Genomic DNA, 26,119 nt, shown 5'->3' on the forward strand with positions numbered 1-26,119 from the left:
CTTGCAGAAAGCTCCGGTCTTGCAAGGAGCTTGCGAAGCCCCCAGAAGGGGACGGAAGCGGACGCGTGCCACCTCAGAGGCCTGTCAAGCGCAGAAAACGCAACTGTAAGGACACACGGCGGTAACGATCAGCAGCCCTTGCAGAAATTTCTCGCAAGGTCTTTCGGGCGCTTTTCAATCCTGTTACGTTCCCTGGCAACCCGGCGCCGCGTCGAGTGCGGCTCGTGGGAGGCAGCTCTGCTGGGGTCCTCGCCTTCCCTTGTTCCGGGATCAGTTGAAGGAGTTCACATGCGGCGTGGCATAGCGGCCACCGCAATCGTCGCGGCCTTGGCCCTGACAGCGGCAGCGTGCGGTGGCGATGACGGTGACAGCGGCAAGAAGGGTTCGGGCAAGCTGTCCGGAACCGTCACTTTCTGGGACACCTCGAACGACGCGGAGAAGGGGACCTACGAGAAGCTCGCCAAGGGCTTCGAGAAGCTCCACCCCGACGTCAAGGTCAACTACGTGAGCGTCGCGTTCGGCGAGGCCAACGCCAAGTTCAAGAACGCCGCGGGCGGCAACTCCGGAGCCCCCGACGTCATGCGCACCGAGGTCGCCTGGGTCGCGGACTTCGCCAACCTGGGCTACCTCGCCCCGCTGGAGGGCACCCCCGCCCTCGACAAGGCCGACGACTACCTCCCGCAGGCCGCGGCCAGCACCAAGTTCAAGGGCAAGACCTACGCCGCCCCGCAGACCATCGACACCCTGGCGCTCTTCTACAACAAGAAGATGCTCAAGGACGCCGGCGTCGAGGTGCCCAAGAGCTTCGACGAGGTGAAGACCGCCGCGAAGAAGATCAAGTCGAAGTCCGGCAAGACCGGCCTCTACCTGCGCGGCGACGACCCGTACTACTACCTCCCGTACCTCTACGGCGAGGGCGGCGACCTCCTCGACACCAAGGCCAAGAAGATCACCGTCGACGACCCCCAGGGCGCCGCGGCCTTCAAGGTCATGAAGGACCTGGTCGACTCCAAGGCGGCCACCACCGACGCGAGCGACGGTTACAACAACCAGCTCAACGCTTTCAAGGACGGCGACGTCGCGATGGCGCTCGACGGCCCCTGGTCGATCGAAGGCGCCCTCCAGGGCAAGCAGTTCAAGGGCGACAAGGACAACCTCGGCATCGCTCCCGTCCCCGGCGGCAGCGACCGGCAGGCCGCCCCGCAGGGCGGCTGGAACCTCGCCGCCTACGCCGGTTCCAAGAACCTCGACGCCAGCTACGAGTTCATCAAGTACATGAGCTCGGCCAAGGTGCAGCAGCAGACCACCGAGAAGCTCAGCCTGCTGCCCACCCGCACCTCGGTGTACGAGGTGCAGTCCGTCAAGGACAACCAGATGGTGCAGTTCTTCAAGCCGGCCGTGGACAAGTCCGTGGAGCGGCCGTGGATCCCGCAGGCCAACGCCCTGTTCGAGCCGATCCGGCTCCAGATGGAGAAGGTGCTCAGCGGCAAGACCTCGCCCGACGACGGGGCGAAGGGTGTCGGCGACGCCTACCGCAAGCTCCTGAAGGACTACAAGTAAATGGCTGTTGACAGCAGCCGGTCCCTTGCCGAGGCCGCGGGCGTCCAGAGCGCCCGCGGCCTCGGCCGGCGGAGCGGTGACACCGGCAAGACGCCCGGACGGCTGCGCAGGTCGCTGTCCACCCACTGGTACGCCTGGGCCATGGTCGCCCCCGTGGTGGCCGTGATCGGCGTGATCATCGGCTATCCGCTGGTGCGGGGCCTGTACCTGTCGACGACCGACGCCAACGAGGCGAACGTCGAGCGCACCATCGGCATGAACCACATCCCGGCGACCTACGAGTCGGTCGGCCTGGACAACTACACCGCCGTCCTCTCCGACGGCATCTTCTGGGACCGGCTCCTGTGGACCATCGTCTGGACCGTGTCCTGCGTCGCGCTCTCCTTCGGGCTCGGCCTGGTCCTGGCCAACATGCTCAACCGCAAGCTGGCCGGACGCTCCCTGTACCGGATGGCGCTGATCCTGCCCTGGGCCGTGCCCGCCTTCGTCTCGGTGTTCACCTGGCGCCTGCTCTTCAACGAGAAGAACGGCATCCTCAACAAGATCCTCGCCGGCGGCGGCATCGACGCGATCCCGTGGCTCAACGACCCCACCTGGGCCAAGATCTCGGTCATCACGGTCAACGTCTGGCTCGGCGTCCCGTTCATGCTGGTCGCCATGCTCGGCGGACTCCAGTCCATCCCCGGTGAGCTCTACGAGGCCGCCGAGATGGACGGCGCGAACGCCTGGCAGCGCTTCCGGCACATCACCCTGCCGGGCCTGCGCACCGTCAGCAGCACCGTGATCCTCATCAGCGGCATCTGGACCTTCAACATGTTCCCGGTGATCTTCCTGCTCACCCGGGGCGGTCCGGGAGACGCCACCGAGATCCTGGTGACGTACGCCTACCGGCTCTCCTTCGTCGTGAGCCCGCGCGACTTCGCCGGATCCGCGGCCTGGGGCGTCATCATTCTGCTGCTCCTTTCGCTCTTCGCGGTCGTCTACCGCCGCGCGCTCCGCAAGCAGGGAGAAGTGTGGTGACCACCGTGACCGACACGAAGATCCGCTCCACCGACGAGCCGACGTCCCCGAGCAGGCCCAAGAAGGTCAGGGAGCGCGGCGAACGCGGCCCGCTGGCCTCGGTCGCGCTCCACGTCGGCCTGCTGCTCGCCTCCGCCACCGCGGTCCTGCCCCCGCTGTGGCTGCTGATCACGTCGTTCAAGCCGACCAGCGAGGCGTTCTCCACCGACCTGGTCAAGGACTTCACGTTCCGCAACTACGACCACGTCGTCAACGACACCGAGTTCCTCAGCTGGCTCGGCAACTCCCTGCTCGTCGTGGGACTGACCACCGTCATCGGCGTCTTCATCTCCGCGACCACCGGATACGCCGTCAGCCGCTTCAAGTTCCCCGGCATGCGGCCGCTGATGTGGCTCCTGCTGATCACGCAGATGTTCCCCGTCGCGGTGCTCATCGTGCCGCTGTACAACCTCCTGGCGAGCCTGGGCCTGCTCAACCAGCCCATCGGCCTGGTCGTCACGTACCTGACGATCGCCGTGCCCTTCTGCGCCTGGATGATGAAGGGGTACTTCGACACGATCCCCGTGGAGATCGACGAAGCGGGGCGCGTGGACGGGCTCAACCCGTTCGGCACCTTCTGGCGGCTCATCGTGCCGCTGGCCAAGCCCGGTCTGGCCGTCACCGGCTTCTACAGCTTCATCACCGGCTGGGCCGAAGTCGCCTACGCCTCCGCCTTCATGACCGGCGAGGAGAACCTCACCCTGGCGGGCGGCCTGCAGACCTTCGTCAACCAGTACACCAGCGACTGGGGCTCGCTGACGGCCGCGGCCGTGATCGTCGCGGTGCCCGCCGCGGTGATCTTCGGTTTCGTGCAGCGCCACCTCGTCTCCGGCCTCACCGCCGGCGCGACGAAGTCCTGACGCGGCCCACACCCCCCTCGCACTCGACCTCTCGATCTCAGGGAAGACATGACCCAGCATCTCGCTGCCCCTGCAGCCCCCGCCTCCGGCACCCACACGGACTGGTGGCGTGGCGCGGTGATCTACCAGGTCTACCCGCGCAGCTTCGCCGACGGCAACGGTGACGGAATGGGCGACCTCGACGGCATCCGTGCCCGCCTCCCGTACCTCAGGGACCTCGGCGTCGACGCCGTGTGGCTCAGCCCCTTCTACTCCTCGCCGCAGGCCGACGCCGGTTACGACGTGGCGGACTACCGCGCGATCGACCCGATGTTCGGCAGCCTCCTGGACGCCGACGCCCTGCTGCGGGACGCCCACGACCTGGGCCTGCGCGTCATCGTGGACCTGGTGCCCAACCACTCGTCCGACCGGCACGACTGGTTCCGGCGCGCCCTGCGCGAGGGCCCGGGCTCACCGCTGCGCGAGCGCTACCACTTCCGCCCCGGCAAGGGCGAGAACGGCGAACTGCCGCCCAACGACTGGGAGTCCGTCTTCGGCGGCCCCGCCTGGACGCGCACACCGGACGGCGAGTGGTACCTGCACCTCTTCGCCCCCGAGCAGCCCGACTTCAACTGGGAGCACCCCGCCGTCCACGACGAGTTCCGCTCGATCCTGCGCTTCTGGCTCGACATGGGCGTCGACGGATTCCGCGTGGACGTCGCCCACGGCCTGGTCAAGGCCGAAGGCCTGCCCGACATCGGCCGCGCCGACCAGCTCAAGCTGCTCGGCAACGACGTCATGCCGTTCTTCGACCAGGACGGCGTGCACGAGATCTACCGCAGCTGGCGCAAGGTCCTCACCGAGTACGCCGGCGAGAGGATCCTCGTCGCCGAGGCGTGGACCCCCACCGTCGAGCGCGCCGCCGCCTATGTGCGCCCCGACGAGATGCACCAGGCGTTCAACTTCCAGTACCTGGGCACCCACTGGGACGCCGCCGAGCTGCGCGAGGTCATCGACGTGTCGCTGGCCGCGATGCGGCCCGTCGGCGCCCCGGCCACCTGGGTGCTCTCCAACCACGACGTGACCCGCCACGCCACGCGGTTCGCCAACCCGCCCGGGCTCGGCACCCAGCTGCGCACCGCCGGGGACCGCGTGCTCGGGCTGCGCCGCGCCCGCGCCGCGAGCCTGCTGATGCTGGCGCTGCCGGGTTCCGCCTACGTCTACCAGGGCGAGGAGCTGGGCCTGCCCGACGTGACCGAGCTGCCCGACGAGGTGCGCCAGGACCCCTCCTTCGTCCGCGCGAGCGGCCAGGACGGATTCCGCGACGGCTGCCGCGTGCCCATCCCGTGGACCACCGACGGCTCCAGTTACGGGTTCGGCGCGGGCGGCAGCTGGCTGCCGCAGCCCGAGGGGTGGGGCGAGCTCAGCGTCCAGGCGCAGATCGGTGACCCCGCGTCCACCCTGGAGCTGTACCGCAGCGCGCTGGCCGTGCGGCGGGAGCAGCCCGGGCTCGGCGCGGGCGACTCGCTGGAGTGGCTCGAGGCCCCCGAGGGAGTGCTGGCCTTCCGCCGCGAGGGCTTCGTGTGCACGGCGAACACCACCGGCGCCGCGGTGCGCATCCCGGCCCCCGGCCGGATCCTGCTCGCCAACGCCGCGGTGGAGACGGCGGACGGCAAGGTCGAGCTGCCCGCCGACACCACCGTCTGGTGGGCGGTGTGACCCTTTCCCTGCCGCGGTCCGCCGACCGGGGAGGCGGCGGGGACCGGGGAGACCGGGGCGTCCCGCGGCTCGCGGACATCGCGGCCCAGTCCGGCGTCAGCGAGGCCACCGCGAGCCGGGTGCTCAACGGCAAGCCGGGGGTGGCCGCCGGCACCCGGCGCCGGGTGCTCGCCGCCTTGGACGTGCTCGGCTACGAACGGCCGATGCGGCTCAAGCGGCACAGCGCGGGACTGGTCGGCCTGGTCATCCCCGAGCTCAGCAACCCGATCTTCCCGGCCTTCGCGCAGGTCGTCGAACAGGTCCTGTCCGGGCACGGCTACACACCGATGCTGTGCACCCAGATGCCGGACGGGGCCAGTGAGGACGAGCTGGTCGAGCAGCTGGAGGAGCGCCGCGTCAGCGGCATCGTCTTCCTCTCCGGGCTGCACGCCGACACCACGGCCGACCCCACCCGGTACCTGGAACTGCACGCCCGCGGGGTGCCGTTCGTCCTCATCAACGGCTACAACGAGCACATCCCGGTCTCCTTCGTCTCGCCCGACGACCGGGCAGCCGTACGGATGGCGGTGCGGCACCTCGTCGACCTGGGCCACGAGCGGATCGGTCTGGCCGTCGGGCCCACGCGCTATGTCCCCTCGCTGCGCAAGGCGGAGGGGTTCGCGGCCGTCCTCCACGAGCTGCTCGGCCTGGAGCGAGGGGAGGCCGAACGGCTGGTGCAGCGCACCCTGTTCACGGTCGAGGGCGGGCACGCGGCCGCCAGCGCCCTGCTCGACCAGGGGTGCACGGCGATGGTCTGCGGCAGCGACATGATGGCGCTCGGCGCCGTCCGTGCGGCGCGCGAGCGCGGTCTCACGGTGCCCGGTGACGTCTCCGTGGTCGGCTTCGACGACTCGCCCCTGATCGCCTTCACGGACCCGCCGCTGACCACGGTGCGCCAGCCGGTGCAGGCGATGGCCAGCGCCGCGGTGGGCGCGCTGATCGAGGAGCTGCACGGAAACCCCGTACAGCACACGGAGTTCGTCTTCCAACCCGAGCTGGTGGTGCGCGGCTCGACCGCGCAGGCGCGGCGCTGAGAGGGAGGTCCTCGGTGCCGGCCCCGGACGGGGCAGCGGGGTGATGATGTGGCGCCGAGGCCTCTCCGTCCCACGACTCCGGTCCGGACGGCCGGGCGCGTGGGGCCCGTTGTCGCAGGTCCCCCGACCGCCCGGACCGGAGTCGTGGTTGAACGTAGCACCGTCGCAATGTCTTGCGAAAGGTTTTGCGGTGCGTGAACTCACCGGGTTCCGCATCTGACGCGAGAGTGTGCGCGGAGGGTTGACCGGGGTTCTGGAGAGTCGTACGGTCTCGACCGAAAACGGCGTTGAAATGTTTCTGCAACATCCTTCAACGGCCTTTACGGGCACGGCGCGTTGCCGGACAAGGTCACACCTGACTCATGCAAGGTCACACCTCACTCATGCAGGAGGCCCTCATGGCTGGCCGCACGTCCAGAGTCCGCAGACCCCTCGCCGCCGCCCTCGCCCTGATCGCGGGCGCCGCGGGCGGCATCGTCGCCGGAGCCCCGCAGGCGCAGGCCACCCCGCCCGGCACCAAGGACGTCACCGCGGTGCTCTTCGAGTGGAAGTTCTCCTCGGTGGCCACGGCTTGTACACAACGACTGGGCCCCGACGGCTACGGCTACGTCCAGGTCTCGCCGCCCCAGGAGCGCATCCAGGGCGAGGCGTGGTGGGCCGCCTACCAGCCCGTCAGCTACAAGATCGGCAGCCGGCTCGGCGACCGGGCCGCGTTCAAGAAGATGGTCGACACCTGCCACGCGGCCGGCGTGAAGGTCGTCGCCGACGCGGTGATCAACCACATGACCAACGCCAACGGCACCGGCTCGGCCGGCTCCGCCTTCACCAAGTACGACTACCCCGGCACGTACTCCGGCGCCGACATGGACGACTGCCGCTCCGACATCAGCGACTACCAGGACCGCCGGAACGTCCAGAGCTGCGAGCTCGGCGGCCTCGCCGACCTCGACACCGGCGAGGAGTACGTACGGGGACGGATCGCGTCCTACCTGAACGACCTGCTGTCCCTGGGCGTCGACGGCTTCCGGGTCGACGCGGCCAAGCACATCCCCGTGGACGACCTGAAGAACATCAAGTCCCGGCTCAGCAACCCCGGTGCCTACTTCAAGCAGGAGACGATCTACGGGGCGGGCGAGGCGGTCTCCCCGAGCGAGTACGCGGCCACCGGTGACGTGCAGGAATTCCGCTACGGCTGGGACCTCAAGCGCGTCTTCAACAACGAGAAGCTCGCCTATCTGAAGAACTACGGCGAGGGCTGGGGCTACCTGCCCAGCGGCTCGGCCGCCGTCTTCGTCGCCAACCACGACACCGAGCGCCACGGCCAGACCCTCAGCTACAAGGACGGCGCGAACTACACCCTCGCGCACGTCTTCATGCTGGCCCTGCCCTACGGCGCCCCGGACGTGCACTCCGGCTACGAGTTCAGCGGCAACGACGCGGGCTCGCCCAACGGCGGCCAGGTCAAGGCCTGCTACAGCGACGGCTGGAAGTGCCAGCACGCCTGGCCCGAGATCAGGAAAATGGTCAAGTTCCGCAACACCGCCCGCGGGACCGGCATGACCAACTGGTGGGACAACGGCAACAACGCCATCGCGTTCGGCCGCGGCGACAAGGCCTATGTGGCCATCAACCACGAGGGCTCCACGGTCAACCGCACCTTCCAGACCTCCCTCGCCGCGGGCAGCTACTGCGACGTCCAGAGCGGCAGGAGCGTCACCGTCAACGGCTCGGGCCAGTTCACGGCCGCCCTGGCGCCCAACACCGCGCTCGCCCTGCACACCGGGGCCAGGAGCTGCTGAGCGCGGTCCGCCTCGCACGACCGGCCGCCCGGCCCTCGCTTCCCCGCCGCCGGGCGGCCCACCCCGACTCCGGGCGCTGTTTCTTGACGCCCCCTGGGCCGCTCACGCCTATCCGACGCCCTCACGTTCGTACCACCCCCTGCCCCGCACCACACAAGGAGAAGTTCCCCTTGACCGGCTCCCCTCGCCGCACCCTCCTGGCCACGGCCATCGCCCTGCTCGCCGCGGTCGCGCCCCTGACGTCCCCGGCCACCGCGGCACCCCGGGCACCCGCCGCTGCCGACGCGCCCGCCGCGCTCGACCTGACCGCATCCCGGGCCCAGTGGATCGACGAGAACACCGTCGCCTGGGACGTCCGGGGCGACGCCGCCTCCCAGGAGCTGGTGTACGCCCACGACGGGCGGCTTGCCCTCAAGGACGGCGAACTCGCCGGCAAGGGGCAGCGCATCCGCCTGACCCCGGCCGCGGGCGGCCTCACCGAAGCCCAGCGCGAGAAGTACCCGCACCTGAAGGGCTACGCCGCCTTCACCGTCGACCCGCGTGACCGCGACCGGATCCGCCACGCCCTCACCGGCCAGCTCGTCGCCACCCGCAGCGGCGCCGACGGCACCCTGCTCACCGCCACCGGCGTCCAGACGCAAGGCATCCTCGACGACCTCTACGCCGCCACCGCCACCAAGGCCAGCCTCGGCCCGCGGTTCCGCGACGGCCGCCCCACCCTGGCCCTGTGGGCGCCCACCGCCCAGACCGTCAGCCTCGAACTCGACGGCAAGCGCGTGGCGATGCGCCGCGACGACACCAGCGGAGTGTGGTCGGTCGCCGGTCCCCGCAGCTGGTCGGGCAAGCAGTACCGGTACGTCGTGAAGGTGTGGGCGCCCAGCGTCCAGAAGGTCGTCACCAACAAGGTCACCGACCCCTACTCCACCGCGCTCACCGCCGACTCGCGGCGCAGCATCGCCGTAGACCTCGACGACCCCAAGCTCGCCCCCAAGGGCTGGGAACAGCTGAGGAAGCCGAAGGCCGAGCCGCTGCGCGACGCGCAGATCCAGGAACTGCACGTCCGCGACTTCTCCGTCGAGGACCGCACGGCACGCCACCCCGGCCAGTACCTGGCCTTCACCGACACGGCCTCCGACGGCATGAAGCACCTGCGCGAGCTCGCCCGGGCCGGCACCTCCTACGTCCACCTGCTGCCCGCCTTCGACATCGGCACCATCCCCGAGCGCGCCGCCGACCAGGCCGCCCCCGACTGCGACCTGACGGCGCCCGCCCCGGACTCCGAGGAGCAGCAGGCCTGCGTCGCCAAGACCGCGGCCAAGGACGCCTACAACTGGGGATACGACCCGCTGCACTACACGGTGCCCGAGGGCAGCTACGCGAGTGACCCCGAGGGGACCCGCCGCACGGTCGAGTTCCGGCAGATGGTCCAGGGCCTCAACGGCTCCGGACTGCGCACCGTGATGGACGTGGTCTACAACCACACCGTGGCGAGCGGCCAGGCCGACAAGTCGGTCCTCGACAAGATCGTGCCCGGTTACTACCAGCGGCTGATGGAGGACGGCACGGTGGCGACGTCCACCTGCTGCGCCAACACCGCCCCCGAGAACGCCATGATGGGCAAGCTCGTGGTCGACTCGCTGGTCACCTGGGCCAAGGAGTACAAGGTCGACGGCTTCCGCTTCGACCTGATGGGACATCACCCCAAGGCCAACATCCTGGCCGTGCGCAAGGCGCTCGACGCACTGACCCCCAAGAAGGACGGCGTCGACGGCAAGAAGATCGTCCTGTACGGCGAGGGCTGGAACTTCGGTGAGATAGCCGACGACGCCCGCTTCGTCCAGGCCACCCAGAAGAACATGGCGGGCACGGGCATCGCCACCTTCTCCGACCGCGGGCGCGACGCGGTGCGCGGCGGCGGCCCCTTCGACGGGGACCCCGGCGTCCAGGGTTTCGCCAGCGGCCTGTTCACCGACCCCAACGCCTCCAAGGCCAACGGCACCCCGGCCGAGCAGAAGGCCCGGCTCCTGCACTACCAGGACCTGATCAAGGTGGCCCTCACCGGCAATCTCGCCGCCTACACGTTCACCGACTCCGCCGGACGGCGGGTCAAGGGCTCCGAGGTCGACTACAACGGCGCCCCGGCCGGATACGCGGCCGCCCCCGGCGACGCGCTCTCCTACGCCGACGCCCACGACAACGAATCGCTGTACGACGCCCTCGCCTTCAAGCTGCCCGCGGACACCACGGCCGCCGAGCGCTCCCGCATGCAGGTGCTCGCGATGGCGACGGCCACGCTGGCCCAGGGCCCCTCGCTGTCCCAGGCGGGCAGCGACCTGCTGCGCTCGAAGTCCCTGGACCGCAACTCGTACGACAGCGGGGACTGGTTCAACGCCCTGCACTGGAACTGCCGCGACGGCAACGGCTTCGGGCGCGGCCTGCCCCCGGCCGCCGACAACAAGGACAAGTGGGCCTACGGAAAGCCCCTGCTGGCCTCCCCGAACCTCACCCCGGGCTGCGCCGAGATCAACGGCACGTCGGCCGCCTACCAGGACCTGGTCAGGCTGCGCGCGACCGAGCCCGCGTTCTCCCTGGCCACGGCCGGTCAGGTGCAGTCGCGGCTCGCCTTCCCGCTCTCGGGCACCGGCGCCGAGACCCCGGGCGTCATCACCATGGAGCTCGGGGACCTCGTGGTCGTGTTCAACGCGACCCCCGAGGCGCAGAGGCAGAGCGTCGGCGCCCTGAAGAACCGTCCGTACGCGCTGCACCCCACGCAGGCGAAGGGCGCCGACCCGGTGGTGAAGTCCGCGTCGTACGAGCGGAGTTCGGGCACGTTCAGCGTCCCGGCGAGGAGTGTCGCCGTCTTCAAGCGAGGCTGAGTCAGGGGCCTGCCACGGGGGCAGCGGGGGGCGCGGGGGTGAGCCGGTAGGTGTCGCCCTCCGCGATGACGTGTCCGGCCGTCGGGGGCGGGAAGTGGGTGCCCAGCAGGAGCGTCCGGGTGCCGGCGAGTGAGCTCAGGAGGTCGCGGCGGGTGCGGGCCGCGGCCGCCGGGTCGATGTCCACGCAGCTGCCCAGGTCGGGGTGGACCAGCTGGACGGGGTGGTGGATGCAGTCGCCGGTGATGAGCGCCTTTCCGCCCTGTCCGTTGAGTTCCACCGCCACCTGGCCCGGCGTATGGCCGGGGGTGGGCAGCAGGCGGATGCCCGGCGCGACGTCGACGCCCCCGGCGGGAACGTCGACGAGGTCGAGCAGGCCCGCGTCCCTGATGGGGTGCACGGAGTCCCGGAACATCTGGCGCCGGGGCTCGTCCATGTCGGCACCCGCCCAGTGATCCCACTCGGCACGGGCCGTGAGATGGCGGGCGTTGGGGAACGTGGGCACCCAACTGCCGCCGTCGGCGCGGGTGTTCCAGCCGACGTGGTCGGTGTGCAGGTGGGTCAGGACGACGAGGTTCACCGCCTCGGGTGCGAAGCCGGCCTCCGTGAGCCGTGTCAGGTAGTCGCTGTCGAGGTGGTCCCACGCTGGGTTGGCCCGCTGTTTGCCGTTGCCGATGCCGGTGTCCACGAGCACGCGCAGCCCGTTCACCTCGACCGCGAAGCTGTGGCTCGCCAGCCGCAGGACGTGCCGCTCGTCCGCGAAGTCGGGCCGCAGCCAGGGGGCTTGGGCGACCACCTCCGGTGTCGCTCCCGGCAGTAGCCAAGGGCCCGTCTGCGGGGGCAGGGAAACCTCGTCGACGCGGTGGACGGTGAGGTCTCCCACGGTCCAGGCCGCTGAGGTGCCGGGCGAATGGGGTGCGGCGTGGTGCGGGGTCGCGGACATGCGGCCTTCCTTCGTGTGAGTCAGGTGAGTCAGGTGAGTCGGTGGGCAGGGGGGCATCCGAGAGCTAAAAGCAACGCGTTTGCATTAAGTCAGCGTAGAACCTATGGTCTAGCTAACGCAAACGGTTAGCTTTTACGTGTTGGCTGCGAGGACCGCCCGCCCGTCCGGTTTGGCGCGGCGCCGCGCCGTGCCCCGAGCTGAGCCGACCCATCCGAACCGAGAGGCCCCATGAACACCTCCGACATCACCCCGCAGGAGGCCGCCCGAGGGGCGCTCCGTGCGGGGCTGCCACTGGGCGGCGACCGTCACGAAGTGGTGGCGGCGACCGCCACGTACATCCAGTCCGTCGTCGCCACCCTGCGCGAACTGGACTTCGGCGAGACGCGGCCCGCGATCACGTACACGCCCGGTCGGGAGGAGGGTCCCGATGCAGCCGTATGAGCTGTCCCTCGCCGAGGCCTCGCGCGCCCTGGCCGCGAAAGAACTCTCGCCGGTCGAGCTGACCGACTCGGTGCTCGACCGCATCGGTGCGATGGACGCGCGCCTCCAGGCGTACGTCACCGTCACCGCCGACTCCGCCCGGAGTGCCGCGGCCCGGGCCGAGCGCGAGCTGGCCGAGGGGAGGTCGCGCGGCCCGCTCCACGGCATCCCCATGGGCCTGAAGGACCTGATCGACGCCGAGGGGGTGCCCACCACGGCCAGCTCGCGGGTCAGGGCGGACCACGTCGCCGCACGCGACAGCGCCGTCGCCGCGCGCTTGGCCGAAGCGGGTGCGGTGCTCGTGGGAAAGACCCACACCCACGAGTTCGCCTACGGCCTGACCACCCCGCAGACACGCAACGCCTGGGACCACACGCGTGTCGCCGGCGGGTCGAGCGGAGGCTCGGCCGTCGCCGTCGCGGCGAAAGAGGCCACCTTCGCGCTGGGCACCGACACCGGCGGTTCGATCCGCGTGCCCGCGGCGCTCAACGGCGTGGTCGGCCTCAAGCCGACGTACGACCTCGTCTCCCGCGCGGGAGTGACCTCGCTGTCCTGGTCCCTGGACCATGTCGGTCCTCTGACCCGCACGGTGCAGGACGCCTCGCTCGTCCTCGCCGCACTGGTGGGCGGCCCCGCCGCGCCGATTCCGGAAGGCGACCTGGCGGGGCTGCGCGTGGGAGTGCCGCGCAACCACTACTTCGAGCGCATCAGCCCCGAGGTGGAGGAAGATGTGCGCCGGGCCATCGAACAACTCCGGGAGCTCGGGGCCGAACTCGTCGACGTGGAGATCCCGTTGACGCGCTACATCCAGGCCACCCACTGGGGGCTGATGGTCCCCGAGGCATCCTCGTACCACGAGCGCACGCTCCGCTCGGTGCCCGATCTGTACGCGCCGGACGTCCGGGTCCTGCTGGAGGCGGGCGAGCTGGTGTCGGCCGGCGACTACTTGCGGGCCCAGCGTGCCAGGACGCTGATGCGCGATGCCTGGGCCCGCCTGTTCGACGGCGTCGACGTGATCGCGGCCCCGACGGTGCCGATCACCGCGGCCCAGGTCGGCCAGGAGAGCGTGGAATGGGCGGACGGCACGGTGGAGTCCGTCTCCGAGAGCTATGTGCGGCTCTCCGCACCCGCGAACATCACGGGGATGCCGGCGCTGACCCTGCCCGTGGGCCGGGACGGCGCGGGGCTGCCGATCGGCATGCAGCTGATGGGGCGCCCCTTCGGCGAGGCGACGGTGCTGCGGGCCGGGCACGCCTACGAGAGGGCCACGGCCCCGGCCGCCACCCGCACCGAGCGCCACCACCTTGAAGCAATGAAATTGCGTTAAGGGATTAAGGTGGAGGCATGAGTCCCAAGCCCATGGTGCGGCCCGGAGGGCGCAGCGCCCGTGTCCAGGAGGCGGTGCACGCGGCGGTGCGTGAACTGCAGACCGAGCTGGGGCGCGAGGCGCTGACCGTTCCCCTCGTCGCGGCCCGCGCGGGCGTGACCCCGTCGACCGTCTACCGGCGATGGGGAGACCTGCAAGAGCTCCTGTCGGACGTAGCGGTCGAGCGCCTGCGCCCCGAGGCGCTGCCGGCCGACCTCGGCACCCTGCGGGCGGACCTCGGGGCGTGGGCCGAGCAGTTCCTGGACGAGATGGCTTCCCCGTCGGGACGCGCCTACATCAGGGACGCGCTGCTCGGGGACCCGGACGGCAGCAACGCCGGTCAGTGCTCGGCCTACGCCGCGGAGCAGGTCGACGTCGTCCTGACCCGCGCGGCGGAGCGGGGCGAAGCGGTCCCGGGCACGGAACAGGTCATGGACCGGCTCGTGGCGCCGATCATGTACCGCATCCTCTTCCGCCCCGCCCACTTGGACGCCGCCTACGCCCAAGAACTCGTGAACCACGCACTCACGACGCCCTGACCCCGCCTGCCCGCCTCCCTCAGCGGGCGGTGGGGTGGCGGCGTGCCTTGACGGTGTAGTTGGTGCGTGTGGAGGGCTCTCCGTCGGGTCCCGTGAGCGCGTGCTCGTGGGTGTCGCAGACGAGTACCTCCCACTGCTCGGCCGGCAGGTCGAGTGAGGCCAGGACCTTCTGGGGGGTGGGGAAGTCCAGGCCGGGGTGGGGGTCGTTCTCCCAGGCGGGGAAGCCCATGTGGCCGACGATCAGGAGAGTGCCGCCCGCCGTGACGGCCTGGGCGGCGGAGCGCAGGATCTGCTCGCGCGGCATCTCGTGGAGGGAGTGCAGGAACTGGGCGGAGACCAGGTCGTAGCGGCCTTCCGGGAACGTGGCGCCCAGGTCGTGGTGCTGCCAGTCGACGCGGTCGGTGACCTGCGCCCGGTCCGCGTGCTCGGCGGCACGTGCGAGGGCAACGCGGGAGATGTCGGTGGCGGTGACGCGCCAGCCCTGGCGCGCGAGCCAGATCGCGTCGCCGCCCTCTCCGCAGCCCAGGTCGAGCGCGCTGCCCGGAGTGAGCCCCTCGGTCTCGCGGACGAGTGCCGCATTGGGCTCGCCGCTCCACAGGCGGCCGTTCTGGGTGTAGCGCTCGTCCCAGAACGCCTCCGCCGCAGCGGCGGAGAAATCGGCGGCGGGCGCCATGGAGGTGCTGTCGGTGCCGTCGGTACGGTCGTCGGCTCGGTCGGTCGTGTGGTCGCTCATGCGGGCTCCTTCTGCTCTGCGGCCACCCTGCGCCCGGCCCCGGCGGCTTGACAAAGATATTTGCTGCCATGGCAAATGGAGCGATGAGCGACGACGGCGAACTCACGGACGTGCTGACCGCCCTCGGGCCGCGGCTGCGCGCGCTGCGCAAGGCGCGGGGCGCCACCCTGGCCCGCCTGAGCGAGGAGACGGGCATCTCCCTGAGCACGCTCTCGCGCCTGGAGTCCGGCCGACGGGAGCCCACCTTGAAGCTCCTGCTGCCGCTGGCCAAGGCGTACGGCGTACCGCTCGACGAACTGGTCGGCGCGCCCCAGACGGGCGACCCGCGCATCCACCCCCGGCCCTTCCAGCGCCACGGCAACACTTGGGTTCCCCTGACCCGCTACCTCGGCGGAATGCACGCCTACAAGCGCGTCCTGCCGGTCCCCGCCGACGGCACCCGGTCCGCCGCGCGCCCCGAGCAGGGCGTGCACGAGGGCTACGGGTGGCTCTACGTCCTCTCCGGCCGCCTGCTGCTCGCCCTGGGCGACCACGACCTGGTGCTCACCGCGGGCGAAGCCGCCGAGTTCGACACGCGCACCCCGCACGGCTTCACCAACGCCGGTGACATCCCCGTCGAGTTCCTCGCCCTGTACGGGGCGCAGGGCGAGCGCATGCACCTGCGCGTCAGGCCGGGTGACGGGGAGGACGCCGAGAGGGCCTGACGGCGTAGCCAGGCGGGCGGTCCGGCGGCGCGGTCAGGCGGTGCGCAGGGCGGGGTCGCTGGTGCCGGGCTCGCCCGTCTCGACGTGTCCGGCGAGCCTGCGCAGGTAGGCGTCATCGCCGTCGGCGCGGACGCTCAGGTCGTACCAGCGCTTGCTGTGCCCGAGGTCGACCCAGTGGGTCTTGCGGCCGCCCGCCGCGACGGTGACCTCGGTGCTCTTGTCGCCGTAGGCGTTGGTGACGGTGAGTTTGGCGGCGGTCCTCGCCGGATTGGTGAAGGTGAGCCGGACGCGGCCGCTGCTCTTGTCGTGGCGGCCGGTGACTTCCGGGCCCGGGGTCGCGGCCGTGCCCTCGTACGTGCGCAGATAGCCGTTGGGGCCGTGCACGGTCAGCGCGTACGTCCCCTCCGATGGGCCGGTGCTCCAGGTGTCGGAGAGCTTCTTGCCCGCCTCGGCGGTGTAGGTCCACGGCCCGTCGTCGCGGTTGCGCGAGGTGACGAGGAAGCAGGCACCGGCCTCGTCGCCCGGTGCGAAGGTGAGGCCGATGGCCGCGCGGGAGGGGGACACGGCCGCGGTGACCAGCGGCGCGTAGGGGAGGGGCCGGGTGAGCCGGGCGCCCTTCTCCTGCGGGGGCAGCGCGGGGGAGGCGGGCGGCGAGGGGGTGTAGCTGTCGTGGCGCTCCTGGTCCGGCGGCTCGTAGGCGTCGGTGCTCGGCAGGTCCGCGCGCCGGGTGTGCTTGCGGCCGAAGTCGAAGGCCGAGGTGAGGTCGCCGCAGACGGCGCGGCGCCAGGGGGAGATGTGCGGCTCGTGGACGCCGAAGCGGCGTTCCATGAACCGGATGACGGAGGTGTGGTCGAAGAGTTCGGAGCAGACGTAACCGCCGGTGGACCAGGGAGAGACGACCAGGGTGGGGACGCGCATGCCGAGTCCGTACGGGCCCGCGCTGTAGTCGTCGTTGCCGGGGAAGAGGTCGAGCTCGGTGTCGACGGTGGAGGCGCCCCAGGAGGAGTCGGCCGGAGGATAGGGCGGCGGCACGTGGTCGAAGTAGCCGTCGTTCTCGTCGTAGGTGATGAACAGGGCCGTCTTGCTCCACACCTCAGGGTCCGACGTCAGTGCGTCCAGGACCTCGGATATGTACCAGGCGCCGTAATTCGCGGGCCAGTTGGGGTGCTCGCAGAATGCCTCCGGAGCGGCGATCCACGATATCTTCGGGAGTTTCCCGGCCTTGACGTCGGCCCGGAGGTCGTCGAGAAGACCGTCGCCCTTCTTGACGCTCGTGCCCGTGCGCGCCTTTTCGAAGAGGGGGTCACCGGGTTTGGAGTCGCGGAACGCGTTGAAGAACATCAGCGAGTTGTCGCCGTAGTTTCCGCGGTAGGCGTCTTCCAGGAGGCCCCACTGCCCCTCCTCGGTGAGTCCGTCGCCGATGTCCTGGTAGATCTTCCAGGACACCCCGGCCTTCTCCAGGCGCTCGGGATAGGTGGTCCAGTCGTAGCCGGCCTCTTCGTTGCCGAGGACCGGTCCGCCGCCCTTGCCGTCGTTTCCGGCGTGTCCGGAGTAGAGGTAATAGCGGTTGGGGTCGGTGGCGCCCATGAACGACGAGTGATAGGCGTCGCAGACCGTGAAGGCGTCGGCCAGCGCGTAATGGAACGGTATGTCGTCCCTGGTCAGATGGGCCATCGCCCCGGCGGTCTTGGCCGCGATCCAGTCGTCGTACTTGCCCTTGTTCCAGGCCTGGTGGCCGGTCTCCCAGTCGTGGCTCAGCCCCGCGATGAACTGCATGCCCAGATCGTCGGCGTCCGGGTGGTAGGGCAGGACTTCCTCGCCGCCCCCTGACTGGTGCCAGACCGGCTTTCCGCTCTCCAGCATCAGCGGCCGGGGGTCGCCGAATCCCCGCACGCCGCCCAGGGTGCCGAAGTAGTGGTCGAAGGAGCGGTTCTCCTGCATGAGGACCACGATGTGCTCGACGTCGTCGATCGATCCGGACCGGGAGGAGGCGGGGATGTCGGCGGCGCGCATGATGCTGGCGGACAGAGCCGCGATGCCGGCGGTGCCACCCGCTGCCTGGAGAAAGCGTCGGCGGTTGAATGCGGGCATGAAGCTGTACCTCTGAAAACGTGGGGGATAGAGGACCGGTCACCGTAGACCGGCCCGACCGCACGACGTCAAATGGCGCCCGGGAAAGACGGAGAAAAAGGAAGATTCACGCAGCCGGAGCCCGGAGCCCGGAGCCCGGAGCCCGGAGATCGACAGCCGACAGCCGATCCCGGTCCAGAATCCCACCTCGAACCCGAACCCGAACCCGAACCCGAACCGGAGGATCCGCACGCCATGCCAGAAGCAGCCGAGGCCCCCGTCATCCTGAGCAACGAACCCGGCTCGTTCCCCAGGAGCGTGCTCGCCGAGCGGCATCCCGCGCTCATCAAGAAGGTGCGTGAGGCCTTCCCCTACGGACCGCGCCAGCACCGCGCCCTCGACGCCCTGCTGGCCCAGGCCACGCAGGGCGTGATCGAACCGCTGGAGCCCGAGGCGCACGACCGTCAGCTGTGGGACGAGTGGGGGCGCGAGTACGTCGGCCTGTCCTGGTTCGACGTGCCGTTCCTGTGGTCCGAGAGCTACTTCTACCGCCGACTCCTCGCGGCCGTCGGGTACTTCGAGGACGGGCCCTGGCGGGGCATCGATCCGTTCCGTCCCTTCAAGCAGGCGGAACTGCACTCCGGCGAGGCCGACGAGGAACTGGCCGCGCTCGACCCGCTGGCCGCGCGGCCCGTCGAGGAGCAGCGGCAGGCGCTGCTCTTGGGCTCGCTGTGGGGCAACCGCGCCGACCTGGGCTTCGCCGTGGGCGGTGGCGGAGCCGGAACCGTCGACTCGCGTCTGGTCGCCGACGACTCCGACGTGCTGTGGTCCCTGCTGCCCGAGGGCGGCACGGGCACGCTGTGCCTGGTCGCGGACAACGCCGGGCGCGAACTGCTGCCCGACCTCATCCTCATCGACCACCTCCTGCGCCGACGGCACGCCGAGCGGGCCGTGCTGCACGTCAAGCCCTACCCGTACTACGTGTCGGACGCCATGAGCGCCGACGTCATCGACTGCCTGCGCCGCCTGAACGACGCTCAGGGCGTCGCGGGAGAGGTGGGCCGACGCCTGTGGTCCGCCATGGGCACCGGCAGACTCACCATCCGCAGCCACGCCTTCTCCTGCGCCCCGCTGCCGTACGAGCGGATGCCCGAAGACCTGCGCCGGGACTTCGCCGAGGCCGACGTGACCGTCATGAAGGGCGATCTGAACTACCGGCGTCTGGTGGGCGACCGGCTGTGGCCCGCGACCACGCCGTTCGCGGAGCGCACCGCGTACTTCCCCGGTCCGGTCGCCGCGCTGCGGACGCTGAAGTCCGACGTGGTCGTCGGACTCGACGAGCGGACCGAGGCCACGCTCGTCGCCGCACACGGCCAGGGGTGGCGCACCAGCGGGACCCACGCGCTGATCCAGGTCCGGCGGTGATCTTCGGGCTGCGGCCGGGCCGGTGAGCCGGTCCGGGAGGGGATGGCGCGCCTAGACCCGCGGCGCGGCGGGAGCACCCCGGCGCAGCACGCGCACGCCCACCGCGTCCTGCTGCTCCACGTCGCTGTCGGTGGCCAGGTGGACGGGGACGAACACGACCATCCAGTAGAAGCCGAACAGCCAACGCCCGCCGAGCCGCACGAGCCCGGCGCGTCGGCCGTCGGAGGCGCGCACCACCCGCAGCCCCGTGAGGAGTTTGCCGATGCTGGCCCTCGCGGCCTGCGTGAGCAGCACGTGGTTGACGAAGGAGACCCCGAGGGCCACGCCGAGCGCAAGACCCCACACCGAGGGGGCCTGCGGGCGCAGTTCGACGACGCCGTCGCTGACCTTCACCCCGGCCGCGGCACCGGCCGCGAGGCCGCACACCAGGGCGAGGAGCGCGTCGACGACCGCCGCGATCACTCTGCGCGTCTGCGAAGGGGCCTCGACTCGGGCGGGTACGGACTGCTGATCGACCACGGCTCTGCTTTCGCCCTCTGTCCCTGTGCGCTCCCGGAACGGACCGCTCACCACCCCGGCCCAGGCTGCACGCTACTGGCCGTGCGCGCGTCGCGGCCCAGGGGGGTGGTGCCGGGTCCGTCAGGATCCGCGGTGCGGGGCCGGTCGTGCGGGGTCAGTCGTGCAGGGCCAGCAGGACGACGGCCGCCGCGACGACGCCGAGGACCACCGCGCCGATGCCGTGGGAGAGCCGGTGACTGCGGGGAACGGGCAGGACGTGGTCCACGGCGAACCGGCCGGGCCCGGCGAGGGCCAGACTCACGGCGGCCGTGAGCAGAACCAGGTCGTACTCGATGCCGGCCGGGTTGAAGAAGCCGTTGCCCCACTTCATGGCGATGGCGTTGACCATGATCCCGACGATGCCCGCCGCGGCGAGCGGAGTGAGCAGGCCGATGGCGAGACCCAGGCCGCAGAGCGTCTCGGTCAGACCGGCGATCGTGGCCATGGCCTTGGGCGCGGAGTAGCCGTCGCTCGCGAAGAACCCCGCGGTGCCGTCGAGGCCGGCGCCGTTGAACCATCCGAAGAGCTTCTGGCCGCCGTGGACGGCCATGGTCAGACCGACCGCGCACCGCAGCAGCAGGAGGCCGATGTCGCCGCCGGGGTGCCTGGGCGCGAGGCGGGAGTTGAGGCCGCCCGGAGCGGCACTGTAGGTGTGGGTGGAAGCGGAAAGGGGCATGCGGATCTCTCCTGTTGATCGGGTGGCCTGGCGGCCGGTGAAGGTGTCGCGGTGATGCCGACCGGTCCGGTCGGCGGGGTGCGGGTGGAGAGATCCCGTCTACGTTCTGATGACCTGGGTTCTGTAGAGGTCCACGGACGTCGCGTCCGGGGGAGAGGCGCCGGGCGGCGCGGGGGTGTCGTCCCGCGGCTCGTACGACGCGGGCGCCGCCTCGAAGAGGGGCGAACTGGTCCGCTCGGGGGCCGGCAGCGCCCCGCGCGGAGCCCTGTTCTCGCCTTCGTGGCAGCCTCGGCCGCCGTCACGGGCACGGTCCCGGCCGTCGGTCGCGCGTTCCGCGTACGGGCCGAAGGCGGCTGCGCTCGCGCCGCGTTCCTCGGTGGTCCTGGCTCCCGGAGCGCCGGAGGGACCGCCGTCGATCCCGAGCAACGGGACGAGGAAGAGGAAGGCCATGGCAAGCAGGGCCGTGCGCACCGCACCGCCCTGGAGTCGCATCTCCCGTGTGGCCATGTCCGACTGATGGTAGGCCAGAGGCGGCGGTTCCGGTTGGGCGGCTGACGGGTGCTACCGACGGGTGCAGGTGCTGTCGTGCGCCGGAAGGGTGCCCGTGCGCAGATAGTCGTTGACCGCGCGGTCGGCGCACGGGACGGGGCGAAGCCCTTCGAGGTCGCGGCCGTAGACGCCGTGGGAGCGGATGTCGGCGGTGATCAGGCGGGAGCCGGTCAGCTTGCGGTGCAGGGCCAGGGCCCCGTCGTAGGGGACGTTGTTGTCGCGGCGGGCCTGGAGCATGAGGACGGGCACGTCGTTGGCGATGGCGGTGCCCGGTTCACGGGGCTCGGTGGCCCAGAACGCACACGGGGCGATCATGCCGTTCACGTAGGGACCGAACACGGGCTGCGTGGCGCGGCTGCGCACGCTGTTCTTCCAGTACGTCTCGGGGTCCTTCGGCCAGCCACCGGCGGGCCAGCCGCCGTCGCCGCACATGAAGACCGCTCCGCCCACCATGCCCTCGGCCAGGTCCGGCGAGGTGAGCATCTCCAGCATCGCGGCGAGTTCGGGCCCCGGCTCGACCGGCTTGCCCGCCGCGGCGTCGACCAGGTCCCGGACGATCGCGGCCAGCATCGGATCGTGCTCCGCGTGCTGCACGGGCTGCTTCAACAGCAGCCGCAGGACGGGGGCGTCGAGGCGCTGTCCGCCGATGGCGACCGGCCGCCGCTCGGCATGCGCGAGGAGCCGCTCCACCCGGGCGCGCACCTGGGAGGCCGTGCGCCCCAGCCGGTAGGTGCCGTGGTGGCGGGCGGTCCAGGCGGCCCATTCGTCCAGACCGTCCTCGGCCGGCGCGCCGGAACTGCGGAACAGGTCGTACTGGGTGGAGGCCGGATTCGTCGAGGAGTCGATGACCATGCGGTCGGTGCGGCGGGGGAACAGCTGGGTGTAGACCGCGCCCAGATCGGCGCCGTAGGAGATGCCGTAGTACGAGAGTTTCCGCTCGCCGAGGGCGGATCTGATCACGTCCATGTCGCGGGCCACGTTCCGGGAGGAGGCATGCGGCAGCAGCTCCGCGTTGTCGCCGTGCTCCTGGCAGCGCCGTGCCGTCTCCCGCGCGTCGCGCACCGACGCCTCGAAGTCCGCGCGGGGCGAGGTCGAGGGTCCGGGCGGGGCCGGTGGCGTGGCCGGGGCGCAGGTGATCGGGGAGCTCTCGCCCAGGAACCGCGGGTCGAACCCGATGAGGTCGTAGCCGTCCGCCGCCCGTTTCAACGCGGGCCGCAGCGCGAGGGTGTGGGCAAGACCGCTGCCGCCGGGGCCGCCCGGATTGGAGAGCAGGATGCCGCGCCGGGGTGAGGAGGACGTGGCCTTGACGCGTGAGACGGCGATCTGGAGCGTGCGGCCACCGGGAGCGGAGTAGTCGAGGGGAACGGTCACCTTGGTGCACCGCGCCCCCGCCGCGTTCAGCTCCGGCTGCGCCTTCGAGCACGGCCCCCAGTCCAGCCGCTGCTGCCCGTACGCCGGGGCCGGGCGGCCGGCAGGGGAGGGCATCACCGTCGAGGGCATGGCTCCGGCGAGCAACCCGGCCAGGCTCAGACCGACCGCGAGTGAGGGAACGACGCCGCGCATGGCGCTCCTTGGGGCAGATGGTTCACGGAGAAGGACGGAACCGACGCTAGGAGCACGGCCGGTGACAGAACATCAGGTCAGCTGGCCGACACCTCCGGGGGCTAACCCCCGCACCTGCGCGTTGCCCCGGACCGGATCTGCGCGATCGTCTCCGGCGTGGGCGCCCTGCGTGAGCTGCGTGACCAGTGTGACCTGCGTGATCTGTGCGTCATGGGTGACGTGCGTGACAGAAGTGAGGGGAGTGATCCGTACGGCGACGGGGCAGGCGTCCGGCGTCGGGCGTGGGCCGCAGTGGCGCTCGGCTCGGTGGCGATCCTGGTCCCGGTGACCTTGATCCTGTGGGCGTGCGCGGTCCCGTGAGGGTGACGCGCGCCACCTGCCCGGCCATGGGCGGGCCATCGCTTTGTATCCTCGGCAGGCAGTGCCGACACCTCCGTCGCAGGCCCGCGCAGCTCACCGGCCCGGGCAGCGCCGACAACGTAAGGACACACCATGACCACCGAGCTGAGCCCCGACGCCGTGACCGGGCTCCTTGAGCGGGCCCGCCAGGATTACCAGGACCTCGCGGGACGCGGGCTCTCGCTGGACCTGACGCGCGGCAAGCCGGCGCCGGAGCAGCTCGACCTCTCCGAGGACCTGCTGAGCCTGCCGGGCGGGCGGCACACCTCCGCCGACGGCACGGACGTACGCAATTACGGCGGTCTGCAGGGTCTGGTGGAGCTCCGGGAGATCTTCGCGGACGTCCTCCAGGTGCCCGCCGCGCAGCTGCTCGCGCTCGGCAACTCCAGCCTTGAGCTGATGCACGACTGCCTGGTGCACGCCCTGCTCAGCGTGGCCCCGGGTGCCGAGTCGCGCTGGGTGGACCAGGAGCGGATCGCGTTCCTGTGCCCGGTCCCGGGCTACGACCGGCACTTCGGCCTCTGCGAGCGGTTCGGGATCGACATGATCCCCGTGCCGATGACCGCCGAGGGCCCGGACATGGACGTCGTGGAGCGGCTCGTCGCCGAGGACCCGTCGGTCAAGGGCATCTGGTGCGTCCCGAAGTACAGCAACCCCGACGGCGTCAGCTACAGCGACGCGACCGTCGCCCGCCTCGCCACGATGCAGGCCGCCGCGCCCGATTTCCGGATCTTCTGGGACAACGCGTACGCCGCCCACCACCTCACCGACGAGCCCGTCGAGATCGCCGACCTGCTCACCGCCTGCGCGGACGCCGGCAACGCCGACCGCGCGTTCGTCTTCGGCTCCACCTCGAAGATCACCGCCGCGGGCGCGGGCGTCGCCTTTTTCGGTTCCTCGCCCGCGAACCTGAAGTGGCTGCTCGCGAACAACGCCAAGCGGTCGATCGGCCCGGACAAGATCAACCAGCTGCGGCACGTCATCTTCCTGCGGGACGCCGAGGGCGTGCGGGCCCACATGGAGCGCCAGCGCGCTCTGCTCCAGCCGAAGTTCGAGGCGGTGGCCCGGATCCTTCAGGCGGAGCTCGGCGGCACGGGCCTCGCCACCTGGACCGACCCCAAGGGCGGCTACTTCGTCACCCTCGAAGTGCCCGACGGCTGCGCCAAGGAGGTCGTGCGCCGCGCCGCCGAAGCGGGCATCGTGCTGACCCCGGCCGGCGCCACCCACCCGTACGGCGACGACCCGCGCGACGCCACCATCCGCATCGCGCCGAGCTACCCGGGCCTGGCCGAGCTGGAGCAGGCCATCGCGGGGCTCGCCGTCTGCGTGCGCCTCGTGGGATACGAGCAGCGGGTCGCCTAGCTCAAAGGACGGGCCCACCCGGGCCGGAAGCCGATCCGTCCCCCTCGGACGCGGACGGGTCGGCTTCCGGCTGCTGGTTTCCCCGGCCCGGTCACGGGGTTCCGGTTGCGGCCAGTAAACTGCGCGCGCTCAGATGCGTCGCAGGAGGCAAGGGGGAGCCGTGGCACACGGGGGACATCCAGGCTGGGGTCCGGGGAACGGACGGCCGCAGGGCGGTGGGCCGCATCCCTACGGTCCACCGGGCGGTGGCCCGGATCCGTACGGCCCGCCACCCGGGCAGCCCGGTCAGCCGGGCCCGTACGTGCCCCCGCAGCCGTATCCCTACCCGCACCCGCCGCAGCCCGTCCGGCGGCGGCGCTCCGGTTGCGCGCTGTTCTTCGTGTCGCCGCTCATCCCGTTCATCCGCTCCGCCCGCCGCCGCGCCGAAGCGATCTTCAACCAGCCCGGCGCCGGCCGCATCGACGACCCGCTGGTGACCAAGGTGCAGCTGGGGCGCGCGATCGCCGGTCTGGCCGCGAGCCTCCTGCTCGTCTACACCTACGGGGCGGACGAAGGCTGGAGCGGGGTCGCCAACGACGGCGTCGTGAAGCTCATCCTGGCCCCGCTGCTGCTCATCCTCACCGGGCCGCTCGTCGTGATCGGCTTCATCCGCTACGCGCCCGCCTCGCACCGGCGGGTGCTCCGCTCCCGGCTGCGTGCGCCGCTCAAGGCCGTGGGCTGGTACGTCGGCATCCTGGCGGGTGTCGTCCTCGTGCTCGCGGGCAGCGCGGTGGTGCTCAAGCAGAACCACGGCACGCTCGTGAACGGCCTCATCGCGCTCGCGCTGCTCATCGGCCTCGTCTGGCTGCTGCCGTTCCTGCTCTTCGCCTCCGCGTTCGCCGCCCGCTATGCCTTCAACACGTCGAACGTGCACGCCGCTCTTCCGGCCGCGCTCACCGTCGTACTCGTCTGGGAGCTGATGCTCTCCAGCCTCGCGCTCGAAGGCGGCCTGCCGCACGGGCCGCCGGCCGCACAGTGGTGCGCGGTCCTCGGCGGCCCGGTGTCCGTGACCTTGGTGGCCCTGTGGGAGCTGCACCGCATGCGCACCCGCCACGGGGTGCGCATCCGCACCTGACGGACGGCCCGCGAGAGCGCCGCCGGGGCCAGTGCCAGGGCTAGAGCTGGGGCCTGGTCTCGGCGAGGATCATCTCGCGCTCCAGCTTGGCGGGATCGCCCTTCATCGAAACGGTCGCCCCCGAGAACGCGAATCCGTACCGCCGGTAGAAGCGCTCGGCGCGTGCGTTGTCCTCATGGACGTACAGACGCACTCGCGCCACGCCCGGTACCGACCAGGCCCAGTTGATCGCCGCCTCGAAGAGCGCGTCGGTCACTCCGCTTCCGCGGTGCTCGGGGCGGACGAAGACGCCGACGAGGTGCGCCTGACGCTGCTGGATCGCGCCGCCGAACACGTCGTCGTCATCCGGGTCCTCGACGAGCACGGTCACCGTGCCGCCCCACGTGCCGTCCTGGTCCTCGGCCACGAACTGGCGCACGCGGGTCCCGTCGGCCGCGCCTTTGGCCCGCTCCTGCCAGAAGGAGTCGGGCTTCGCGGCTGCCTCCTCGTACGTGTCGAGGAAGGCGATCGGAGCCGCCGGGTCCTGCAGCGCGGCGAGCCGCAGCTCCTTCACTTCGGGCCACTCTTCGGCGCGTATGGGACGGACGACATGGCGGGAAACCTGGTTCATGCTGCCGCACCCTACGTGACCGTCCCTGCGGGCGTCCGCTCCATTTCCGCAGGTCGCCGCCGTGCGGGTACGGGTGCGGGCTTCGGGGCGGTGGCGCGCGAGATGC

Annotated in this window: 22 protein-coding genes and 1 pseudogene; 15 read left to right on the forward strand and 8 right to left on the reverse strand. The window is 71.0% G+C overall.

Features of this window, described 5'->3' with window-relative positions; genetic code table 11:
* Positions 1-288 precede the first annotated feature (288 nt).
* From QBL25_RS38130 to pulA, 7 genes and pseudogenes are all read left to right on the forward strand, one after another.
* Positions 289-1,560 carry an extracellular solute-binding protein gene (locus QBL25_RS38130; protein ID WP_409061528.1) on the forward strand — a complete coding sequence of 424 codons (1,272 nt, stop codon included), beginning with the start codon at positions 289-291 and terminating at the stop codon, positions 1,558-1,560.
* On the forward strand, positions 1,561-2,580 hold the full coding sequence (locus QBL25_RS38135; RefSeq protein ID WP_409061529.1) for a carbohydrate ABC transporter permease: 1,020 nt from the start codon (positions 1,561-1,563) through the stop codon (positions 2,578-2,580). It begins immediately after the preceding gene.
* A complete protein-coding gene (locus QBL25_RS38140; RefSeq protein WP_409061530.1) occupies positions 2,577-3,479 on the forward strand; it encodes a sugar ABC transporter permease in 903 nt (300 codons plus the stop codon). The genes QBL25_RS38135 and QBL25_RS38140 overlap by 4 nt, the downstream gene beginning before the upstream one ends.
* 48 nt (positions 3,480-3,527) lie before the next feature.
* Entirely contained in the window at positions 3,528-5,177 is a 1,650-nt protein-coding gene (locus QBL25_RS38145; protein WP_409061531.1) for a glycoside hydrolase family 13 protein, read from the forward strand.
* Positions 5,165-6,250 carry a LacI family DNA-binding transcriptional regulator gene (locus QBL25_RS38150; RefSeq protein ID WP_409061532.1) on the forward strand — a complete coding sequence of 362 codons (1,086 nt, stop codon included), beginning with the start codon at positions 5,165-5,167 and terminating at the stop codon, positions 6,248-6,250. Before QBL25_RS38145 ends, QBL25_RS38150 begins: the two co-directional genes overlap by 13 nt.
* A gap of 398 nt (positions 6,251-6,648) precedes the next feature.
* Positions 6,649-8,046 (forward strand): annotated as a pseudogene (locus QBL25_RS38155) (alpha-amylase); the annotation flags it as partial.
* Between the two features lie 173 nt (positions 8,047-8,219).
* A complete protein-coding gene (gene pulA / locus QBL25_RS38160; RefSeq protein ID WP_409061533.1) occupies positions 8,220-10,925 on the forward strand; it encodes a pullulanase-type alpha-1,6-glucosidase in 2,706 nt (901 codons plus the stop codon).
* A gap of 1 nt (position 10,926) precedes the next feature.
* On the opposite strand, the gene QBL25_RS38165 is transcribed toward pulA, so the two are convergent.
* Positions 10,927-11,865 carry an MBL fold metallo-hydrolase gene (locus tag QBL25_RS38165; RefSeq protein WP_409061534.1) on the reverse strand — a complete coding sequence of 313 codons (939 nt, stop codon included), beginning with the start codon at positions 11,863-11,865 and terminating at the stop codon, positions 10,927-10,929.
* A 228-nt stretch (positions 11,866-12,093) separates the two neighbouring features.
* Between QBL25_RS38165 and QBL25_RS38170 the strand changes: the two genes are divergently transcribed.
* From QBL25_RS38170 to QBL25_RS38180, 3 genes are read left to right on the forward strand one after another with little or no spacing between them, the layout of a single operon-like run.
* Positions 12,094-12,306 carry a hypothetical protein gene (locus QBL25_RS38170; RefSeq protein ID WP_409061535.1) on the forward strand — a complete coding sequence of 71 codons (213 nt, stop codon included), beginning with the start codon at positions 12,094-12,096 and terminating at the stop codon, positions 12,304-12,306.
* Positions 12,293-13,672, forward strand: a complete 1,380-nt coding sequence (locus tag QBL25_RS38175) for an amidase (protein ID WP_409061536.1) — start codon at positions 12,293-12,295, stop codon at positions 13,670-13,672. The genes QBL25_RS38170 and QBL25_RS38175 overlap by 14 nt, the downstream gene beginning before the upstream one ends.
* Before the next feature lie 17 nt (positions 13,673-13,689).
* Positions 13,690-14,250 carry a TetR/AcrR family transcriptional regulator gene (locus QBL25_RS38180; protein ID WP_409061537.1) on the forward strand — a complete coding sequence of 187 codons (561 nt, stop codon included), beginning with the start codon at positions 13,690-13,692 and terminating at the stop codon, positions 14,248-14,250.
* Positions 14,251-14,269: 19 nt separating this feature from the next.
* On the opposite strand, the gene QBL25_RS38185 is transcribed toward QBL25_RS38180, so the two are convergent.
* Positions 14,270-14,923, reverse strand: a complete 654-nt coding sequence (locus QBL25_RS38185) for a class I SAM-dependent methyltransferase (RefSeq protein WP_409062924.1) — start codon at positions 14,921-14,923, stop codon at positions 14,270-14,272.
* Positions 14,924-15,066: 143 nt separating this feature from the next.
* On the opposite strand from QBL25_RS38185, the gene QBL25_RS38190 reads away from it, so the two are divergent.
* The gene (locus tag QBL25_RS38190) at positions 15,067-15,687 is read left to right on the forward strand and encodes a helix-turn-helix domain-containing protein (protein ID WP_409062925.1); all 621 of its coding nucleotides are present in this window, start codon (positions 15,067-15,069) and stop codon (positions 15,685-15,687) included.
* A 33-nt stretch (positions 15,688-15,720) separates the two neighbouring features.
* On the opposite strand, the gene QBL25_RS38195 is transcribed toward QBL25_RS38190, so the two are convergent.
* The gene (locus tag QBL25_RS38195) at positions 15,721-17,778 is read right to left on the reverse strand and encodes a phosphocholine-specific phospholipase C (RefSeq protein WP_409061538.1); all 2,058 of its coding nucleotides are present in this window, start codon (positions 17,776-17,778) and stop codon (positions 15,721-15,723) included.
* A 234-nt stretch (positions 17,779-18,012) separates the two neighbouring features.
* On the opposite strand from QBL25_RS38195, the gene QBL25_RS38200 reads away from it, so the two are divergent.
* A complete protein-coding gene (locus QBL25_RS38200; protein ID WP_409061539.1) occupies positions 18,013-19,182 on the forward strand; it encodes a damage-control phosphatase ARMT1 family protein in 1,170 nt (389 codons plus the stop codon).
* Between the two features lie 51 nt (positions 19,183-19,233).
* Here the strand turns inward: QBL25_RS38200 and QBL25_RS38205 are convergent, their stop codons facing one another.
* The 4 genes from QBL25_RS38205 to QBL25_RS38220 form a co-directional block, all read right to left on the reverse strand.
* Entirely contained in the window at positions 19,234-19,701 is a 468-nt protein-coding gene (locus tag QBL25_RS38205; RefSeq protein WP_409061540.1) for an RDD family protein, read from the reverse strand.
* A 154-nt stretch (positions 19,702-19,855) separates the two neighbouring features.
* Positions 19,856-20,416, reverse strand: coding sequence for a DoxX family protein (locus QBL25_RS38210; protein WP_409061541.1), 561 nt, complete (start codon positions 20,414-20,416; stop codon positions 19,856-19,858).
* Between the two features lie 99 nt (positions 20,417-20,515).
* Entirely contained in the window at positions 20,516-20,923 is a 408-nt protein-coding gene (locus tag QBL25_RS38215) for a hypothetical protein (RefSeq protein ID WP_409061542.1), read from the reverse strand.
* A gap of 54 nt (positions 20,924-20,977) precedes the next feature.
* Positions 20,978-22,528: an alpha/beta hydrolase gene (locus tag QBL25_RS38220; RefSeq protein ID WP_409061543.1), complete on the reverse strand. Its 1,551-nt coding sequence runs from the start codon at positions 22,526-22,528 to the stop codon at positions 20,978-20,980.
* Positions 22,529-22,684: 156 nt separating this feature from the next.
* On the opposite strand from QBL25_RS38220, the gene QBL25_RS38225 reads away from it, so the two are divergent.
* From QBL25_RS38225 to QBL25_RS38235, 3 genes are all read left to right on the forward strand, one after another.
* Positions 22,685-22,888, forward strand: coding sequence for a hypothetical protein (locus QBL25_RS38225; protein ID WP_409061544.1), 204 nt, complete (start codon positions 22,685-22,687; stop codon positions 22,886-22,888).
* Between the two features lie 132 nt (positions 22,889-23,020).
* A complete protein-coding gene (locus QBL25_RS38230) occupies positions 23,021-24,289 on the forward strand; it encodes an aminotransferase (protein WP_409061545.1) in 1,269 nt (422 codons plus the stop codon).
* 379 nt (positions 24,290-24,668) lie between these two features.
* Positions 24,669-25,403: a hypothetical protein gene (locus QBL25_RS38235; protein WP_409061546.1), complete on the forward strand. Its 735-nt coding sequence runs from the start codon at positions 24,669-24,671 to the stop codon at positions 25,401-25,403.
* A 40-nt stretch (positions 25,404-25,443) separates the two neighbouring features.
* Here the strand turns inward: QBL25_RS38235 and QBL25_RS38240 are convergent, their stop codons facing one another.
* Positions 25,444-26,013 carry a GNAT family N-acetyltransferase gene (locus QBL25_RS38240; protein WP_409061547.1) on the reverse strand — a complete coding sequence of 190 codons (570 nt, stop codon included), beginning with the start codon at positions 26,011-26,013 and terminating at the stop codon, positions 25,444-25,446.
* Between the last annotated feature and the right edge of the window lie 106 nt (positions 26,014-26,119).

This window comes from Streptomyces sp. SYP-A7185 (assembly GCF_046103685.1).
Taxonomy (GTDB): domain Bacteria; phylum Actinomycetota; class Actinomycetes; order Streptomycetales; family Streptomycetaceae; genus Streptomyces.